Raw genomic sequence first — 16859 nt, 5'->3', positions numbered from 1 at the left:
CGCCGCACGTGGGACTCGCCGACCTCTCCGGTCTCGCCTATCCCTGGGACACGCTGACCCCGTACGCGGAGCGCGCCCGCGCGCACCCGCGCGGCGTCGTCGACCTCTCGATCGGGACGCCCGTCGACCCGACGCCGGCCGTCGTGCGCGACGCGCTCGCCGCGGCGTCCGACGCGCACGGCTACCCGACGACGCACGGCACCCCGGCGCTGCGCGAGGCCGTCTCGGCCTGGTTCGCCCGCCGTCGCGGCGTCCTCGGCCTCGACCCCGACGCGGTGCTGCCCACCGTCGGCAGCAAGGAGCTCGTCGGGCTGCTGCCCGCGCTCCTGCGCCTCGGGCCCGGGGACGTCGTCGTGCACCCCCGCACGGCCTACCCCACGTACGACGTCGGCGCACGCCTCGCCGGCGCGACGCCGCTCGCGACCGACGACGTCGACGAGTGGGCCGGGCGCTCCGACGTGCGCCTCGTCTGGGTCAACTCCCCGAGCAACCCGACGGGCCGCGTGCTCGACTCCGCCCACCTCGCGCGCGTCGTCGCCGCGGCGCGCGAGATCGGCGCGGTCGTCGCGAGCGACGAGTGCTACGCGGAGCTCGCGTGGGCCGAGCCGTACGCCTCGCGGGGCGTGCCGAGCTTGCTCGACCCGGCGGTCTCCGGCGGGTCGCACGACGGGGCCCTCGTCACCTACTCGCTCTCGAAGCAGTCGAGCATGGCCGGGTACCGGGCCGCGTTCGTCGCCGGCGACCCGGCCCTCGTCGCGGACCTCCTCGCGACCCGCAAGCACCTCGGCATGATCGTGCCCGCGCCGGTGCAGGCGGCGATGGTCGCGGCGCTGTCCGACGACGCCCACGTCGCGGCGCAGCGCGACGTGTACGCGCGCCGTCGCGAGGTGCTCGTCGCGGCGCTCGGTGCCGCGGGCCTCGAGATCGACCACTCCGAGGCGGGCCTGTACCTGTGGTCGCGGCCCGCCGGGGACCGCGGCGGGGACTGCTGGCGCACCGTGTCCGACCTCGCCGACCTCGGCATACTGGTCGGGCCGGGAGCGTTCTACGGACCGGAGGGCGCGGGGCACGTGCGCGTCGCGCTCACGGCGACGGACGAGCGCGTCCACGAGGCCGCCGCTCGACTCTCCGGAGCCTGATCGCTGACGTGACCTGCCTCACAGAGGTGTGGTGTTCTCGTGACGGTTCAGGATTGGTCACGTGCGGGTGAAGCGGGGTACGGTCGACCGCGCGGCAACGGCGCGAGCAGCAGCAGGAAGGGAACCATGACCACCACTCAGCAGGCGAAGGTCCGCCTCCTCGTCGACGACCAGGCGCAGGACCTGCCCGTGGTCGCGGCGACCGACGGCAACGACGGCATCGTCGTGTCCTCCTTGCTCAAGTCGACCGGCCTCGTGACCGTCGACCCGGGCTTCATGAACACGGCCTCGTGCGAGTCGAGCATCACCTACATCGACGGCGACGCCGGCATCCTGCGGTACCGCGGGTACCCCATCGAGCAGCTCGCCGAGCAGTCGAGCTTCCTCGAGGTGGCCTACCTGCTCATCCACGGCGAGCTCCCGGACACCCCGACGCTCGAGGCGTTCGTCGAGCGCGTCAACCGCCACACGCTGGTGCACGAGGACTTCCGGACGTTCATGGGGACGTTCCCGCGGGGCGCCCACCCGATGGCCGTGCTCTCGTCCGCGATCAACGCGCTGTCGACGTTCTACCCCGAGTCGCTCGACCCGTTCGACGACGAGACGGTCGAGCTCGCGACGGTCCTGCTCCTCGCGAAGACACGCACCATCACGTCCTACCTGCACCGCCGCCGCGTCGGCGAGCCGCTGCTGTACCCCGACTACTCGCGCGGCTACGTCGACGACTTCCTGCGCATGACGTTCGCGACGCCGTACCAGCAGTACGAGGCCGACCCGGTCGTCGTCGACGCTCTCGACAAGCTGCTCATCCTGCACGCCGACCACGAGCAGAACTGCTCGACCTCGACGGTCCGCGTCGTCGGCTCGTCGCACGCCAACCTCTACGCGTCCGTCGCGGCCGGCGTCAACGCGCTCTCCGGCCCGCTGCACGGTGGTGCGAACGAGTCCGTCCTCACGATGCTCGACAAGATCGCGGGCGCGGAGTACGACGTCGACACCTTCATGAAGAAGGTGAAGAACAAGGAGGACGGCGTCCGCCTCATGGGCTTCGGCCACCGGGTCTACAAGAACTACGACCCGCGTGCCGCCATCGTCAAGAAGTCCGCCGACGCCGTGCTCTCGACCCTCGGCAAGAAGGACCAGCTCCTCGACATCGCCATGGGCCTCGAGGAGATCGCGCTCAACGACGACTACTTCATCGAGCGCAAGCTCTACCCGAACGTCGACTTCTACACCGGCCTCATCTACAAGGCCATGGGCTTCTCGCCCGCGATGTTCACGCCGCTCTTCGCGCTCGGCCGCATGCCCGGCTGGATCGCGCAGTGGCGCGAGATGATGAAGGACCCGCAGACCAAGATCGGCCGCCCGCGCCAGGTCTACGTCGGCGAGACCGAGCGCGACTACGTCCCGGTCTCCGACCGCTGACGCACCCGCACCTACGGACGCCGCGCCGCTCACCCCACGGTGAGAGGCGCGGCGTTCCGTCGTCCCGACCACCCGGCGCGAGCACCGGCGTCCGCCTCGGGCGACCGTGCTCCGAGCGCGACCCGGAGCGAGCACGCCGCGGTCAGGACTCGTCGGGGACGGCGACGTGGACGCGGACGAGACCCGGGTCGAGCGGAGCGAGCTCGTCGGTGTCGAGCGGGCTCCACGTCGAGTCGTCGCGGGACCAGCGGCGGTCGCCCACCTCCACGGCGACGACGTTCGTCGCGTCCGCCGTGGCGACGGCCCACTGGGCGACGGCCGAGCCGGCACGGTCGAGTCCGCCGTCCTCGGCCGCGGTGGGCAGGCCGGAGGCGTCGACCTGGACGGTGCCCCCGTCGCCGCCGTCGAGGGGCTCGACGCGGGCGCCGCCGCCGAGGTCGCGGGCGAGACGGTCCTGGAACGGCTGCGTCGCCGCGCCGTCGGTGGGGATCTCGGTCGCGGCCACGGCCGCGAGGTCGCACGTCAGCGAGGCGGGGGACCAGCCCGTGAGCGCGGACGCCCACGCGCGGGACCGGGGTTCGTGCTGCGCGTACGCGTCGGGGAACGCGGAGCGCTGGACCGTCTGCGCCGCGACGGTGACCTCCATGGCCTCGTAGCCCTCGACCGTCTCGAGCACGTCGTAGAACGCGCCGGTCGAGTACACGGGGTCCATGATCTGCTCGACGGTGCCCCAGCCCTGGGACGGGCGCTGCTGGAACAGGCCGACGGAGTCGCGGTCGCCGTAGTCGATGTTGACGAGCCGGGACTCCTGGAGCGCGGTCGCGAGGCCGATCGTCGCGGCGCGGGCCGGGAGCCCGCGGCGCACGGCCGTGCCCGCGACGAGCGCCGCGTTGTCCGCCTGGGTGACGGACAGGTACCAGGTGCGGCCGTCGGCGGTCGCGGCGCAGCGCTCGGCGACCGGGGTCTCGTCGTCGAGCCGGTTGAGGGCGACGACGACGCCGCCCACCCCGACCGCGGCCACCGTGAGGAGGGTGACCGCGGCGCGGAGCGGGCGACGCCGGGGGCGCGCACGACCGACGTCCGGGAGGTCCCGCGGGCGGGGGGCTCGGGTCGTGGTCATGCGGGACGCCGTCGTGCTCGTCGGTGGGGGGTCAGTTCGCGTGCAGCGCGGCGTTGAGCTCGACGCCGGCGCCGGTGCGGGACACGGCCTCGACGCCGCCGGTGAGCGAGTTGCGCCGGAACAGGATGCCGGAGCGGCCGGAGAGCTCGCGCGCCTTGACGACGAGAGGCTCGCCCGCGGCGTCGGTCTGCCCGACGACGGTCACCTTGGTCCCCGCGGTGACGTACAGGCCGGACTCGACGACGCAGTCGTCGCCCAGGGGGATCCCGAGGCCCGCGTTGGCGCCGAGGAGCGAGCGCTGCCCGACGGAGATGACCTCGCGGCCGCCGCCGGAGAGGGTGCCCATGATCGACGCGCCGCCACCGACGTCGGAGCCGTCGCCGACGACGACGCCCGCGGAGATGCGGCCCTCGACCATCGACGTGCCGAGCGTCCCGGCGTTGAAGTTGACGAAGCCCTCGTGCATGACGGTCGTGCCGGGCGCGAGGTGGGCCCCGAGCCGCACCCGGTCGGCGTCGGCGACGCGGACGCCCGAGGGGACGACGTAGTCGACCATGCGCGGGAACTTGTCCACGCCGTACACGGTCACGGTCTGCCCGGTCGCGCGCAGGCGCAGGCGCGTCTCCTCGAAGCCGTCGACCGCGCACGCGCCGTGGTTGGTCCAGACGACGTTCGTCAGGACGCCGAAGAGCCCGTCGAGGTTCTGCCCGTGCGGGGGGACGAGGCGGTGGGAGAGCAGGTGGAGGCGCAGGTACGCGTCGGCGGTGTCGGCGGGGGCGGCGTCGAGGTCGATCTCGGTCCGGACCACGACGACGTCCACGCCGCGCAGCTCGTCGCGCTCGGCGAGCGCGTCGAGCGAGGCGGGGACGGTCGTGTCCGCCGGGGCGCTGCCGAGCGCCGGGGCCGGGTACCAGACGTCGAGGGTCGTGCCGTCGTCGGTGACGGTCGCCAGGCCGTAGCCCCACGCCGTACGCGGCTCGGACGCGGCCGCCGAGGGGGCGGTCGCGGGGGTCGCAGAAGTCATGCGCCCCACCCTATCCGCCGCCGGTAGGGTGCTGGCGTGACCTCTCCCACCGCTGCCGCCCCGCCCGTGCTCGACCTCCGCGGCGATCTCGTCGCCCTCTTCCGTGCCGTGTGCGACACGCCGTCGGTGAGCGGCGAGGAGCGGGCGCTGGCGGACGCGGTCGAGACGGCGCTGCGGGGGTGCCGGCACCTCGAGGTCGTGCGCGACGGCGACACGGTCGTCGCGCGCACCACGCTCGGCCGGGAGCGGCGCGTCGTGGTCGCGGGCCACCTGGACACGGTGCCGCTCACGGACCCGCCGAACCTGCCCACGCGCGTCGTGGGGGAGGGCGCCCACGCCGAGGTGTGGGGCCGCGGGACGGTCGACATGAAGGGCGGTGTCGCGGTCGCGCTCGCGCTCGCCGCGGAGCTCGACGCGCCGGCGCAGGACGTCACGTGGGTGTTCTACGACAACGAGGAGGTCGCGTCCGACCTCAACGGGCTCGGGCGCCTGGCGCGCAACCGTCCCGACCTGCTGGCGGCCGACTTCGCGGTCCTGGGCGAGCCGACGTCGGCGGGCCTCGAGGGCGGGTGCAACGGGACTCTGCGGGTCGACGTGCGCGTGCCGGGCGTGACGGCGCACTCGGCGCGCGCGTGGACGGGCTCCAACGCGATCCACACCGCGCACGAGGTGCTCGACCGCCTGGCGGCGTACGTCCCGCAGGAGATCGAGGTCGACGGCCTCGTGTACCGGGAGGGCATGAACGCCGTGGGGATCCGCGGGGGGATCGCGGGCAACGTGATCCCGGACGAGTGCGTGGTCACGGTCAACTTCCGGTTCGCGCCGTCGCGCACGGTCGCCGAGGCGGAGCAGCACGTGCGCGAGCTGTTCGCCGGTTTCGAGGTCGTCCTCACCGACGCCGCGCCGGGCGCGCGCCCCGGGCTCGACGACCCGCTCGCCGCGGACTTCGCGGCAGCCGTCCTGGGCGTCACGGGCGGCGTGCCGGCGCCGAAGTACGGCTGGACCGACGTCGCGCGCTTCGCCGAGCTGGGCGTCCCGGCGGTCAACTTCGGCCCGGGCGACCCGCTCCTCGCGCACAAGGACGACGAGCGCTGCCCGGTCGGCGAGCTCGCGCTGTGCCGCGACGCGCTGCGCGCATGGCTGACGGCCGCCCCTGCGGCATAGGCTCGTGACCATGAGCGACACGGTGCGTGAGCAGGGTTCCGACGACGGGCTGCCGCAGGCGGGTTCGGGGTACCGCAAGGGTCCGGTGCTGCTGCGCGGGGATCAGATCCCGCGCCAGACGACGGACCAGCGACTCCTCGACACCGGCGGCAGCGCGGACTGGGTCCACTCGGACCCGTGGCGCGTGATGCGCATCCAGAGCGAGTTCGTCGAGGGCTTCGGCGCGCTCGCGGAGGTCGGACCGGCGGTGTCGGTGTTCGGGTCCGCCCGCACCAAGCCGGACCACCCGGACTACGCCCTCGCCGAGGAGGTCGGGCGCCGGCTGGTCGACGAGGGCTTCGCCGTCATCACGGGCGGCGGCCCCGGCATCATGGAGGCCGCGAACAAGGGAGCCTCGGAGGCCGGCGGCCTCTCGGTGGGGCTCGGCATCGAGCTGCCGTTCGAGCAGGGCATGAACCGGTACGTGAACCTCGGCGTGAACTTCCGCTACTTCTTCGCCCGCAAGACGATGTTCGTCAAGTACGCCCAGGGCTTCGTCGTCCTGCCGGGCGGGTTCGGGACGTTCGACGAGCTGTTCGAGGCGCTCACGCTCGTGCAGACGCACAAGATCACCGAGTTCCCGGTGGCGCTCGTCGGGACCGACTACTGGAGCGGTCTGCTCGAGTGGGCCCGGACGGCGGTCGCCGGGCGCGGCATGATCAGCGCGCACGACCTCGACCTCGTCCACCTGTGCGACGACCCCGCCGAGGCCGTCGAGTACGTGTGCGACCGCGGCGCCGAGCTGCGCGCCGAGGAGCTCGAGGCCACCGAGGAGCTCGCGCGGGCGCAGGCCGGCGACGCGAGCTGACGGACGCGGCGCGATGACCTCACCCGGCCCCGCCGCGCCCGCGGAGCCGTCGGGCGGGCACCCCGACGGCGCACCCGAACCGCTGCCTCCGCTCGGGGTGCCGGATCGCGGCACGTCGCTCGTGCTGCGCGGGCGGGTCCTCGAGCGGCCCGCGGTGATGGCGATCGTCAACCGCACCGACGACTCGTTCTACGCGGGCGCGCGCCAGCTCGACGACCGGGACGCGCTCGCCGCGGTCGAGCGCGCGGTCGTCCAGGGCGCCGAGATCGTCGACGTGGGGGGAGTGCGGGCCGGCGTCGGTCCCGTGGTGACGCCCGACGAGGAGGTCCGTCGCGTCGTGCCCTTCGTGGCGCGGGTGCGCACCGAGTTCCCGGACCTGCTCGTGAGCGTCGACACGTGGCGGGCGGAGGTGGCGCACGAGGCGGCGCTCGCGGGCGCCGACCTCATCAACGACACGTGGGCGGGCCACGACCCGCGACTGGTCGAGGTCGCGGGCCAGCACGGCGTCGGGGTCGTGTGCTCGCACACGGGGGGCGCGACGCCCCGCACCGACCCGTTCCGCGTCGCGTACCCCGCCCGGCCCGGTGCCGCGGACCCGCGCGACGGCGTCGTCCAGGACGTCGTGACGACGCTCCGGGCGGCGGCCGAACGGGCGGTCGCGTGCGGGGTCCCGCGGGCGTCGGTCCTCGTCGACCCCACGCACGACTTCGGCAAGAACACGTGGCACTCCCTGCACCTCCTGCGCCGGACCGAGGTCCTCGCGGGCCTCGGGTTCCCGCTCCTCATGGCGCTGTCCCGCAAGGACTTCGTGGGCGAGACGCTCGACCTGCCGGCCGACGAGCGGCTGGAGGGCACCCTCGCCGCGACGGCCGTCGCCGCGTGGCTCGGCGCGCGCGTCTTCCGCGCGCACGACGTCGCGGCGACCCGGCGCGTCCTGGACCTCGTCGCCGCGGTGCGCGACGAGGTCCCTCCCGCGGCCGCCCTGCGGGGCCTCGCGTGACCACGCGACGCGCCGCGGTCGGCCCCGGTGAGCGGCCGCGGCTGGTGCACCCGACCTCCTGGCCGTGGTGGGCGCAGGTCCTCGCGGTGTACGGCCTCGCGCGCGCGGTGAGCGCGGTGATCCTCCTCGTCGTCGCGAGGTCCCAGGAGGCGAACCCCTGGACGGACGCCGCGCCGTCGTACGTGCCGTACGTCGCGCGCATGTGGGACGCGAGCTGGTACGAGCAGATCTACGCGTCCGGCTACCCCGACACCCTCCCCGTGGGTCCCGACGGCGCCGTCGAGCAGAACGTCTGGGCGTTCTTCCCGCTCTTCCCGGCGCTCGTCCGTGCCCTCGACGCCGTCACCGGACTGGGGTGGGACGTGCTCGCGCCCACGATCGCGCTCGCGTGCGGCGCCGGCGCCGTCCTCGTGATCCACCGGCTGGTCGCGACGGCGGGCGCCGCGGCCGTCGAACGCAGGCCGGGCCTGCCGCTGGCGACCGTCCTGCTCGTGAGCGTCTTCCCGTCCAGCCCCGTCCTCCAGGTCGCGTACACGGAGTCCCTCGCGCTCCTCCTCGTGGCGTCCGCGCTCCTGCTGCTGGCGCGGCGCCGCTACGGCTGGGCGGCGCTCGTGGTCGTCCTCCTCGGCTTCTCTCGCGCCGTCGCGCTGCCGATGGCGGCGGTCGTCCTGTGGCACGGGCTCGTCCGGTGGCGTCGCGGAGACCTGCGCGGACCCGACGCCGCGCGGCTGGGCGGTCTCCTCGCCGTCGCCCTGGCGAGCGGGTTCTTGTGGCCGTGGGCGTGCAGCGTCGTCACGGGCGTGCACCAGGGGTACTTCCGCACGCAGGAGGCGTGGCGCGGGGGAGCGGAGGTCGTGCCGGTCGTCCCGTGGGTCGACGTGTCGCGGTGGCTGATGGGCGACGCCGGCCCGTGGGTCCTCGCGCTCGTGCTGCTCGCGACGGCCGCCCTCGTGCTCAATCCCGTCACGGCGCGGCTCGGCCCGGAGATGCACGCGTGGTCCGGCGCGTACCTCGCCTACCTGGTCGCGGCGATCCAGCCGGGCACGTCGCTCGTGCGGTTCCTGCTGCTCGCCTTCCCGCTCGCCGCGGTGACCGTCGGGTGGACGCGGTCTCGCCTGTGGCTGGCCGCCGTGACCGTCGCCGGCGTCGTGGGTCAGGTGTGGTGGGTGTGGTCGCTGTGGCGGCTCGTCCCGCCGTCCGGCTGGCCGCCGTGACCCGGACGCCCGGGATGTCGGCACGGGTGAACTAGACTGTCCTCGGGCGTCGTCCGAGGTCGGACGCCCCTCCTCGCGCGTGCGGGGTGGACTCGGGACAACGGAAATGGAGTGCCATCGATGGCTGCGATGAAGCCGCGGACGGGTGACGGGCCGCTGGAGGTCACCAAGGAAGGGCGAGGCATCGTCATGCGGGTCCCGCTCGAGGGTGGCGGACGTCTGGTGGTCGAGCTCAACGCGACCGAGGCCAGCGAGCTGGGTGAGGCGCTCCAGGCCGTGGTGGGCTGATTGCCCGCACGTGAGCGCCGGGCCTCCGGTCTCCCCGGGCTGCCGCGCACGCTGCCCGAGGTGGTCGGTGCCCGGGGCGCTCTGAGCGACGCGGCACTCCTCGACGAAGCGCAGGTCGACGCGGTCGTCGTGGCCGTCGCGCCTCCGCGCGAGGCCGAGGACGGCGTGCAGCCGCGTGCCGGCACCGTCGATGCGACGGTGCGGTACGGCGTCGACCTCGCAGAGCTCGCCGAGCGTGCGGGCGGGCGGAGCTTCCGTGGTGCGTCCGGAGAGGTCGTGCGCGTCGACCTGCCGCGCGCGCACGCCGGTTCCGCGACGCGGCTCCCGTGGGCGGGCCTGCCCCCGCGGATCCTGCTGCTCGGGGTTGGTGCCGGGACGGCGTCGGACCTCCGGCGCGCCGGTGCGGCCCTGGCCCGTGCGTCGCGCGGCCTGGAGCGCGTCGTCAGCGCCGCCACCGCCGACGCCGGTCCCGACGGGGTCCGCGCGTTTGTCGAGGGCTACCTGCTCGCCGCGTACGCTCAGCCCCGGCAGAGCGGGTCCTCGCCGTCCGCGGCCGAGTCGGCCGCGGAGCAGCTCGTCCTGCTCACGCCCGAGGACCGGCCCGACGCCGCGACGCCGATCGAGGCCGCGCAGCGCGCCGCGTCGGCGACCTGGCTGGTCCGCGACCTCGCCAACGTCCCGTCCGACGTCAAGGACCCGGCGTGGTTCGCCGACCGCGCGGTGGAGCTCGCGGACGGGCTCGGGCTCGACACGACCACCCGTGGCCCCGCCGAGCTGGGTGCGGAGGGCTTCGGGGCGATCCTGGCGGTGGGTGCGGGCTCGGCTCGACCGCCGCGCCTCGTGACCGTCACCTACGACCCGGCGGACCACGGAGTCCTCGCTGCTGGCGCCGACGTCCGGCACGTCGTCGTCGTCGGCAAGGGCATCACGTACGACACCGGCGGGCTCTCCATCAAGCCGCGCGAGGCGATGGTGCCGATGAAGACGGACATGGCGGGCGCGGCCGTCGCGCTCGCGGTCGTGCTCGGCGCCGCCCGCGCCCGCTCCGACCGCCGGGTCACCGCGGTGCTCCCGCTGGCCGAGAACCACGTGGGCGCCGCCTCGTACCGCCCGGGGGACGTCCTGCGCACCTGGTCGGGTCGAACGGTCGAGGTGGCGAACACCGACGCGGAGGGCCGCCTCGTCCTGGCCGACGCGATCGGGTACGCCGTGGCGGAGCTCGCACCCGACGTGCTCGTCGACGTCGCGACCCTCACCGGCGCGGCGAGCCTCGGCCTGGGCCGCGGGCACGGCGCGCTGTTCGCCACGGACGACACCGTCGCCGAGGCGCTGGAGGGCGCCGCGCTCGCCACCGGCGAGCGGGTGTGGCGCATGCCGCTCGTCGACGACTACGCGGGAGCCCTGCGCTCCGACGTCGCCGACCTCCGCCACGTGCCCGTCGAGAGCCCGGGCGGCGGGTCGATCACGGCCGCGCTGTTCCTGCGCGAGTTCGTCGGGGACGTGCCCTGGGCGCACCTCGACGTCGCCGGCCCCGCGCGGGCGACCGCCGACCGGCACGAGGTCGTCGCCGGGGCCACGGGGTACGGTGCGCGGCTCCTGCTCGAGGCGCTCGACCGGCTCTGACCTGCCGAGCCCCCGCGCCCGCCCGATCGTCTCAGCGGCGAACGGCGAGCAGCAGGCCGTCGCCGCTCGGGAGCAGCGCGGGCAGCACGCGCTCGTCCGACCGCAGCGACCGGCCGACCTCGCGGACGATCGTCGTCACCTCGTCGCGCCGCGCCGGGTCGGCGACCCGGTCGTGCGAGAGCGCGCCGTCGACCGCGAGCACGCCGCCCGGGCGCAGCAGGCGCAGGCCCTGCTCGACGTACTCGGGGTAGCTGTGCTTGTCCGCGCCCACGAGGACGAGGTCGTAGGCGCCGTCGGTGAGCCGGGGGAGGACCTCGCTCGCGCGACCCGGGATGGTGCGGGTCCGCGCCGAGGGCACGCCCTCCTCCGCGAAGGCCTCCTTCGCCGCGCGCTGGTGCTCGACCTCGACGTCGATCGTCGTGAGCACGCCGTCGGCCGGCATCCCGCGCAGGAGCCAGAGCGACGCCACGCCCGTGCCGGTGCCGATCTCGACCACCGCGCGGGCGGCCAGCGACGCGGCGAGAACCTGGAGCACCGCCCCGACGCCGGGGAGCACCGTCGGGCAGCCGAGCTCGGCGGCGCGGTCGCGCGCACGCAGGAGGACCTCGTCCTCGGGGACGAACTCCTCGCTGTACACCCAGCTCGCCGCCTTCGCGCTGCGGTGGGTGCCGACGTCGCTGGTGATCGGTGCCTCCTGGTGGTCCGTCGTCCGCGCGTGCGGCCCGGGACGGGGTGCCCCTGGCGGGTGCGCTGTCTCGGATCGTACCCGCCCCCTCCCACGGCGGCCCGCTCCCGCGCCGGGCGTGTGTGCACGGGCCGTGGACGTCGCGCGCACGTCCCGCGCGAGAGGGGGAACACGGGGAGGTGGCCAGGCGTTCTTCTGGGACGATGGACGACGTGGACGACGCACGACCAGGGACGAGCACGCACGGGACGCACGACGGGAGCGCGTGGGTGCCGCCGTCGTGGGACGAGATCGTCCGCGAGCACTCGGCGCGCGTGTACCGGCTCGCGTACCGCCTGACCGGGAACCGGCACGACGCCGAGGACCTCACGCAGGAGACGTTCGTGCGGGTGTTCCGCTCGCTGTCGAGCTACACCCCCGGCACGTTCGAGGGCTGGCTGCACCGCATCACGACGAACCTCTTCCTCGACCAGGTCCGGCGCAAGCAGCGCATCCGCATGGAGGCCATGGGCGACGACGACGGGCAGTACCCGGCCCGTTCCGAGGCCCAGCCGGAGCGCGGCTTCGAGCACGCCAACCTCGACCACGACGTCCAGCGCGCGCTCGACGCGCTCTCGCCCGAGTACCGGGCCGCCGTCGTGCTGTGCGACATCGAGGGCCTGTCCTACGAGGAGATCGCCGTGACGCTGGGGATCAAGCTCGGCACGGTCCGCTCCCGCATCCACCGCGCGCGGTCCCAGCTCCGCGCCGCGCTGCCGCACCGCGACCCCGCGGACCGCCCGGCGTCGGACGACGTCCCGACGCCCGTGGCCGCCCGGGGGGTGGCGTGACGCACCTCGGCTCCCGCCTCTCCGCTCTCGTCGACGGGCAGCTCACGCCCGCCGAGGCGGAGCGTGCCCTCGAGCACGTGGCGTGCTGCCCGCGGTGCGCGGCCGAGCTGTCGGCGGCGCGCGCCGCCCGGCGGGCCCTGAGCAGCGCCGGCCCGGTCGAGCCCGCGCCCGACCTCGCGACGCGCCTGCTCGCCCTGTCGGCCCAGATCCCCTCGACCGACGGCGACCCGCTCCGCTCGGCGCCGCCCGTGACGGGTGACCCCTGGGCGCAGCCGGTCCCCCTCCCGCGCGGTGCGTGGAGCGGGGAGGTTCGCCGGGGAGCGGTGCGTCGCCGGGTCGTCGGTCTCGTCGTCGGGGGTGTCGGCGTCGCGGCGGTCGGCCTCTTCGCGCTGGGGGAGAGCCCGCTCGTCACCCCCGAGCTCCACCGCAGCGACCCGCTCAGCGTGCTGGCGCAGGCCGCGCCCCGGGCCACCGGGGCGCTCGTCGTGGGAGGGGTGCGCACCGCGGACCAGGCCGAGGGTGCGGGTGCCGCTCCCGACGGCGCCGCGGCGCTCGCGGCGCTCGACGCCCAGGGCTGGACCTGCCCCACGACGCTCCCGGAGGGCTTCGGCGTGGTCGACGTCCGGGACGACGCCGCGCGCGGCGTCGTCGAGATCGACCTGGAAGCGCCGGGCGGCGAGGCCGTGGTCCGCGAGCAGGCGGGCCTCCTGGACACCGCCGCGCTCGCGGGCGGGGAGACGTGGGACGTCGGCGGCCGTCGGGTGCACGTGCTGTCCGAGGCGCCGTGGCACGTGGTCTGGCAGTCCGGCGACACGGTGATCGACGTCGTCGCCGACACCGAGCAGGAGACGGTCGCCGCCCTCGTGGCGGCCTTCCCCGCACGTGACTACGATGCCGGGGTCCCGGCGCGCATCTCCCGGGGCTGGACGACCATGACAGGAGCGCTCGGCACCTCATGACCGACCCCCAGACCGGCCCTCAGTCCGGCCCGGAGCACGCCGGGGCGCCCGACGCCGCACGGAACCCGTTCGCACCGCCGTCCGCGTACCGCAGCGTGCCGCCCGTCCCGCCGTCGGCGCCGGTCGGCCCCGGCCCGGTCCCGCCCCCGCCGCGCGCGACCGTCCCGCCTCCGAGCGTGGCCCCGCAGCCGTCGCCGGTCCCGGCCGCGGTACCGGCTGCCGCGCCAGGGCCCGCAGACCCGTGGCAGACCCTGCGCTCGTTCGGCGAGCCCGAGCCGCCGTCGGCGCCGACGCGACCCGGCGGGTCGGTCGACCCGACGCTCGTCGGGGTCCCGCGGGGCGCCGCCGGCCCGCCGTCCCGGCGCGGGCTGCGCCCCGCGGCCGTGGCCGGCGTCGCGGTGCTCGCGCTCGTCGCGGGCGCGCTCGGCGGCGTCGCGGCCGACCGGCTCCTCGGGCAGGACTCGCCCGGCCCGTACACGTCGGCCCTGCCGCCCGCCAGCGTCGAGCCGGGCGCGGACCGCCCCGCGGGGTCGGTGGCAGACATCGCCGGCACGGTGCTGCCGAGCGTCGTCTCGCTCCAGGTCCGCGGGACCGACGGCGTCGCCACGGGGTCCGGCTTCGTCCTCCGCGAGGACGGGTACATCCTCACGAACAACCACGTGGTCGCGTCGGCCGCCGACGGCGGGGACGTCGTCGTGCTGTTCTCGGACGGGCACGAGAGTCCCGCCGAGCTGGTCGGGCGGACCGTCGACTACGACCTCGCGGTGGTCAAGGTCGAGGACACGGGGCTCACGCCGCTCGCGCTCGGCGACTCCGACGGCGTCGTCGTCGGGGACCCCGTGGTCGCCGTCGGTGCCCCGCTGGGCCTCAACGGGACCGTCACGACGGGCATCATCAGCGCGCTCAACCGGCCGGTCCAGGCCGGCGCCGCGGCCGAGACCGCGTTCATCAACGCGATCCAGACCGACGCGGCGATCAACCCCGGCAACTCCGGAGGCCCGCTCGTCAACGGGCGCGGCGAGGTCGTGGGCATCAACTCCGCCATCGCCCAGCCGCCGGGCAGCCAGTCGGCGACCGGGAGCATCGGGCTCGGCTTCGCCATCCCGTCCAACCAGGCGCGCCGGACCGCGGAGCAGCTCATCGCCGACGGCGTCGCGACGTACCCGGTGATCGGCGTGCTGCTCGACCAGGGGTACCAGGGCGAGGGCGTGCAGGTCTCGACGCAGGCCCAGGCCGGCAACCCCGCGGTGACGCCCGACGGCCCGGCCGACGCCGCGGGGATCCGGCCCGGGGACGTGATCCTCTCCATCGACGACCGGCCCGTCACGGAGTCGGACGAGCTCATCGTCGCCATCCGGGCGAAGGCACCGGGGGACGCGGTGACCCTGCGGGTCCGCACGGGCGACCAGGAGCGCGACGTCCGCGTCGTCCTCGACGAGGCCACGAGCGAGTAGTCTGTCGGCGTGTTCGGGATCAACGGAGCCGAGTTCGTCGTGCTCCTCGTCGTGGCGGTCGTCGTCATCGGTCCTGAGCGCCTGCCGCGCTACGCGGAGCAGCTCGGGTCGTTCGTCCGGTCCGCCCGGGGGTACCTGCGGGACGCCAAGGCCCGGGTCGACGCCGAGATCGGGGACGAGATCGGGGACGTCGACTGGTCGAAGCTCGACCCCCGCCAGTACGACCCGCGCCGGATCGTGCGCGAGGCGCTCCTCGACGATGACGAGCCACCGCGCGAGCGGGTCGCCCCGCCGCCGCCCCCGGCGCCGTCGTCCGTGCCCCAGGGGGGCGCCGCGCCGTTCGACGACGAGGCCACCTGACGCCAGCCCCGCTCCCTCCCGGAGCGGGAGGCGATTCGTTCCGGCACGGCACCACCTGTCAGAATGGAGCAATGTCCATCGAGGCGACGCACACCGGTCCGGCACCGGTCCCGGAGACCGCGCAGGCGACCGGGAACCCGACGAGCACCAAGCCCCGGATCCTCTCCGGCATGCAGCCCACGGAGGACTCGCTCCAGCTCGGGAACTACATCGGTGCCCTGCGCCAGTGGGTCGCGCTCCAGGACTCCTACGACGCGCTGTACTGCGTCGTCGACCTGCACGCCCTGACGGTCAACCCCGACCCGGAGCGTCTGCGCGAGCGGACCCGCCGCACGGCGGCGCAGTACCTCGCCGGCGGTGTCGACCCGGAGCGGTCCGCACTGTTCGTGCAGTCGCACGTGCCGCAGCACGCGGAGCTCTCCTGGGTGCTGTCCTGCCAGACGGGCTTCGGCGAGGCCGGGCGCATGACCCAGTTCAAGGACAAGTCGGCGAAGCAGGGTGCCGACGGCACGACCGTGGGGCTCTTCACGTACCCCGTCCTCATGGCGGCGGACATCCTGCTCTACGACGCGGCCCTCGTGCCGGTCGGTGAGGACCAGCGTCAGCACCTCGAGCTCACCCGCGACCTCGCCGAGCGCCTCAACGCCCGCTTCGGCGACGGGACCGCGGTCGTGCCGGAGGCGCACATCGTCCGCTCGGTGGCGAAGATCTACGACCTCCAGGAACCCACCGCGAAGATGAGCAAGTCGTCGTCGAACGGCAAGGGCGTCATCTGGCTCCTCGAGGACCCGAAGGTCGCCGCGAAGCGGATCCGGTCGGCCGCGACGGACTCGGACGCCGAGATCCGGTACGACCCGGTCGCCAAGCCCGGCGTGTCGAACCTCCTCACCATCTACTCCGCGCTCACCGGTCGCGACGTCGAGGCGATCGCCGCCGAGTACGACGGCCAGGGGTACGGACGGCTCAAGGTCGACCTCGCGGACGTCGTGGTCGACTTCCTCGTGCCGTTCCAGGAGCGAGCCAACACCTACCTCGCGGACCCCGCGGAGCTCGACGCGGTGCTCGCGCGGGGTGCCCAGAAGGCGCGTGACATCGCCGCCGGGACGCTCGCGCGCATCTACGACCGCGTCGGCCTCCTGCCCGTCGGAGGGCCGACCGCGTGAACCTCCCGGAGCGTGGGCCGGACCAGGTGCGGATCGGCATCGCGATCGAGGTGCCCGAACCGTTCGCGACGCAGCTCCAGGACGCGCGCGCACGGTTCGGCGACCCGCTCGCGCGGTCGATCCCGCCCCACGTCACGCTCCTCGGGCCGACGGTGCTCGACCCGGCCGAGCTCGACTCGGCACGGGCGCACCTCACCGCGGTCGCCGCCACCGCCGCGCCGTTCCAGGTCCACCTGCGCGGCAGCGCCACGTTCCGGCCGATCTCGCCCGTGGTGTTCATCCAGGTGGTCGAGGGCATCGCCGAGTGCGAGCACCTCGAGAGCACCATCCGTACCGGTCCGCTCGCCCAGGACCTCCGGTTCAACTACCACCCGCACGTCACGGTCGCGCACGAGGTGCCGGACGCCGCGCTCGACGCCGCGTTCGACGAGATGGCCACCTACGAGGCGCGGTTCGAGGTCGCAGGGTTCTCCCTCTACGAGCACGGCGACGACGGCGTGTGGCGTCCGGAGCAGGTCTTCCCGCTGACCGCGGATGCCGGGACCGCGACCGCCTCGTAAGGTT

17 protein-coding genes are annotated in these 16859 nt (G+C 74.9%); 14 read left to right on the top strand and 3 right to left on the bottom strand.

Translation table 11 applies throughout. The features are described 5' to 3' along the window. Positions 1 to 8: 8 nt before the first annotated feature. The gene (gene dapC / locus ACFVN3_RS16955; protein ID WP_378234103.1) at positions 9 to 1139 is read left to right on the top strand and encodes a succinyldiaminopimelate transaminase; all 1131 of its coding nucleotides are present in this window, start codon (positions 9 to 11) and stop codon (positions 1137 to 1139) included. Positions 1140 to 1265: 126 nt separating this feature from the next. After that, entirely contained in the window at positions 1266 to 2564 is a 1299-nt protein-coding gene (locus ACFVN3_RS16950) for a citrate synthase (RefSeq protein ID WP_378234102.1), read from the top strand. A 142-nt stretch (positions 2565 to 2706) separates the two neighbouring features. Here ACFVN3_RS16950 and ACFVN3_RS16945 read toward each other — a convergent pair whose 3' ends face one another. Both ACFVN3_RS16945 and dapD read right to left on the bottom strand, forming a co-directional pair. Continuing rightward, positions 2707 to 3684 carry a hypothetical protein gene (locus tag ACFVN3_RS16945; RefSeq protein ID WP_378234101.1) on the bottom strand — a complete coding sequence of 326 codons (978 nt, stop codon included), beginning with the start codon at positions 3682 to 3684 and terminating at the stop codon, positions 2707 to 2709. Positions 3685 to 3715: 31 nt separating this feature from the next. Continuing rightward, positions 3716 to 4708, bottom strand: a complete 993-nt coding sequence (gene dapD / locus ACFVN3_RS16940; protein ID WP_378234099.1) for a 2,3,4,5-tetrahydropyridine-2,6-dicarboxylate N-succinyltransferase — start codon at positions 4706 to 4708, stop codon at positions 3716 to 3718. 36 nt (positions 4709 to 4744) lie between these two features. Here dapD and dapE point away from each other — a divergent pair, with 36 nt between their 5' ends. The 6 genes from dapE (at position 4745) to ACFVN3_RS16910 (ending at position 10844) form a co-directional block, all read left to right on the top strand. Beyond that, complete coding sequence (dapE, locus tag ACFVN3_RS16935; RefSeq protein WP_378234097.1) at positions 4745 to 5872, top strand: succinyl-diaminopimelate desuccinylase; 1128 nt, start codon at positions 4745 to 4747, stop codon at positions 5870 to 5872. Between the two features lie 10 nt (positions 5873 to 5882). After that, positions 5883 to 6719, top strand: coding sequence for a TIGR00730 family Rossman fold protein (locus ACFVN3_RS16930; protein ID WP_378234096.1), 837 nt, complete (start codon positions 5883 to 5885; stop codon positions 6717 to 6719). 13 nt (positions 6720 to 6732) lie between these two features. Beyond that, on the top strand, positions 6733 to 7719 hold the full coding sequence (gene folP / locus ACFVN3_RS16925; protein ID WP_378234094.1) for a dihydropteroate synthase: 987 nt from the start codon (positions 6733 to 6735) through the stop codon (positions 7717 to 7719). After that, the gene (locus ACFVN3_RS16920) at positions 7716 to 8933 is read left to right on the top strand and encodes a hypothetical protein (RefSeq protein WP_378234092.1); all 1218 of its coding nucleotides are present in this window, start codon (positions 7716 to 7718) and stop codon (positions 8931 to 8933) included. Before folP ends, ACFVN3_RS16920 begins: the two co-directional genes overlap by 4 nt. 120 nt (positions 8934 to 9053) lie before the next feature. Beyond that, a complete protein-coding gene (locus tag ACFVN3_RS16915) occupies positions 9054 to 9221 on the top strand; it encodes a DUF3117 domain-containing protein (protein ID WP_064506638.1) in 168 nt (55 codons plus the stop codon). Between the two features lie 60 nt (positions 9222 to 9281). Then, positions 9282 to 10844 carry a leucyl aminopeptidase family protein gene (locus tag ACFVN3_RS16910; protein ID WP_378234091.1) on the top strand — a complete coding sequence of 521 codons (1563 nt, stop codon included), beginning with the start codon at positions 9282 to 9284 and terminating at the stop codon, positions 10842 to 10844. 31 nt (positions 10845 to 10875) lie between these two features. Here the strand turns inward: ACFVN3_RS16910 and ACFVN3_RS16905 are convergent, their stop codons facing one another. Beyond that, positions 10876 to 11481, bottom strand: a complete 606-nt coding sequence (locus ACFVN3_RS16905; RefSeq protein ID WP_269430019.1) for an O-methyltransferase — start codon at positions 11479 to 11481, stop codon at positions 10876 to 10878. A gap of 251 nt (positions 11482 to 11732) precedes the next feature. On the opposite strand from ACFVN3_RS16905, the gene sigE reads away from it, so the two are divergent. From sigE to ACFVN3_RS16875, 6 genes are all read left to right on the top strand, one after another. Continuing rightward, positions 11733 to 12359, top strand: a complete 627-nt coding sequence (gene sigE, locus ACFVN3_RS16900) for an RNA polymerase sigma factor SigE (RefSeq protein WP_378234090.1) — start codon at positions 11733 to 11735, stop codon at positions 12357 to 12359. Further along, the gene (locus ACFVN3_RS16895; protein ID WP_378234089.1) at positions 12356 to 13318 is read left to right on the top strand and encodes a zf-HC2 domain-containing protein; all 963 of its coding nucleotides are present in this window, start codon (positions 12356 to 12358) and stop codon (positions 13316 to 13318) included. The genes sigE and ACFVN3_RS16895 overlap by 4 nt, the downstream gene beginning before the upstream one ends. Then, the gene (locus tag ACFVN3_RS16890; protein ID WP_378234087.1) at positions 13315 to 14772 is read left to right on the top strand and encodes a S1C family serine protease; all 1458 of its coding nucleotides are present in this window, start codon (positions 13315 to 13317) and stop codon (positions 14770 to 14772) included. The genes ACFVN3_RS16895 and ACFVN3_RS16890 overlap by 4 nt, the downstream gene beginning before the upstream one ends. A 9-nt stretch (positions 14773 to 14781) precedes the next feature. After that, complete coding sequence (locus ACFVN3_RS16885) at positions 14782 to 15132, top strand: twin-arginine translocase TatA/TatE family subunit (RefSeq protein WP_378234086.1); 351 nt, start codon at positions 14782 to 14784, stop codon at positions 15130 to 15132. Between the two features lie 71 nt (positions 15133 to 15203). Next, a complete protein-coding gene (gene trpS / locus ACFVN3_RS16880; RefSeq protein ID WP_378234085.1) occupies positions 15204 to 16295 on the top strand; it encodes a tryptophan--tRNA ligase in 1092 nt (363 codons plus the stop codon). Beyond that, positions 16292 to 16855 (top strand): 2'-5' RNA ligase family protein, encoded by a 564-nt coding sequence (locus ACFVN3_RS16875; RefSeq protein WP_378234083.1) that lies wholly within the window; start codon positions 16292 to 16294, stop codon positions 16853 to 16855. Before trpS ends, ACFVN3_RS16875 begins: the two co-directional genes overlap by 4 nt. The last annotated feature ends 4 nt before the right edge of the window (positions 16856 to 16859 follow it).

Source organism: Cellulosimicrobium sp. NPDC057862 (genome assembly GCF_042797035.1).
In the GTDB taxonomy this organism is placed as follows: Bacteria; Actinomycetota; Actinomycetes; order Actinomycetales; family Cellulomonadaceae; genus Cellulosimicrobium.
The sequence above is the reverse complement of the archived record's forward strand: the minus strand, read 5'-3'. Positions and strand labels throughout refer to the sequence as shown.

Coding starts and splice junctions, on each gene's coding strand:
- ACFVN3_RS16950 (WP_378234102.1), top strand. CDS start 1,266: ATGACCACCACTCAGCAGGCGAAGGTCCGCCTCCTCGTCGACGACCAG.
- ACFVN3_RS16945 (WP_378234101.1), bottom strand. CDS start 3,684: ATGACCACGACCCGAGCCCCCCGCCCGCGGGACCTCCCGGACGTCGGT.
- dapD (WP_378234099.1), bottom strand. CDS start 4,708: ATGACTTCTGCGACCCCCGCGACCGCCCCCTCGGCGGCCGCGTCCGAG.
- ACFVN3_RS16930 (WP_378234096.1), top strand. CDS start 5,883: ATGAGCGACACGGTGCGTGAGCAGGGTTCCGACGACGGGCTGCCGCAG.
- folP (WP_378234094.1), top strand. CDS start 6,733: ATGACCTCACCCGGCCCCGCCGCGCCCGCGGAGCCGTCGGGCGGGCAC.
- ACFVN3_RS16915 (WP_064506638.1), top strand. CDS start 9,054: ATGGCTGCGATGAAGCCGCGGACGGGTGACGGGCCGCTGGAGGTCACC.
- sigE (WP_378234090.1), top strand. CDS start 11,733: ATGGACGACGTGGACGACGCACGACCAGGGACGAGCACGCACGGGACG.
- ACFVN3_RS16890 (WP_378234087.1), top strand. CDS start 13,315: ATGACCGACCCCCAGACCGGCCCTCAGTCCGGCCCGGAGCACGCCGGG.
- trpS (WP_378234085.1), top strand. CDS start 15,204: ATGTCCATCGAGGCGACGCACACCGGTCCGGCACCGGTCCCGGAGACC.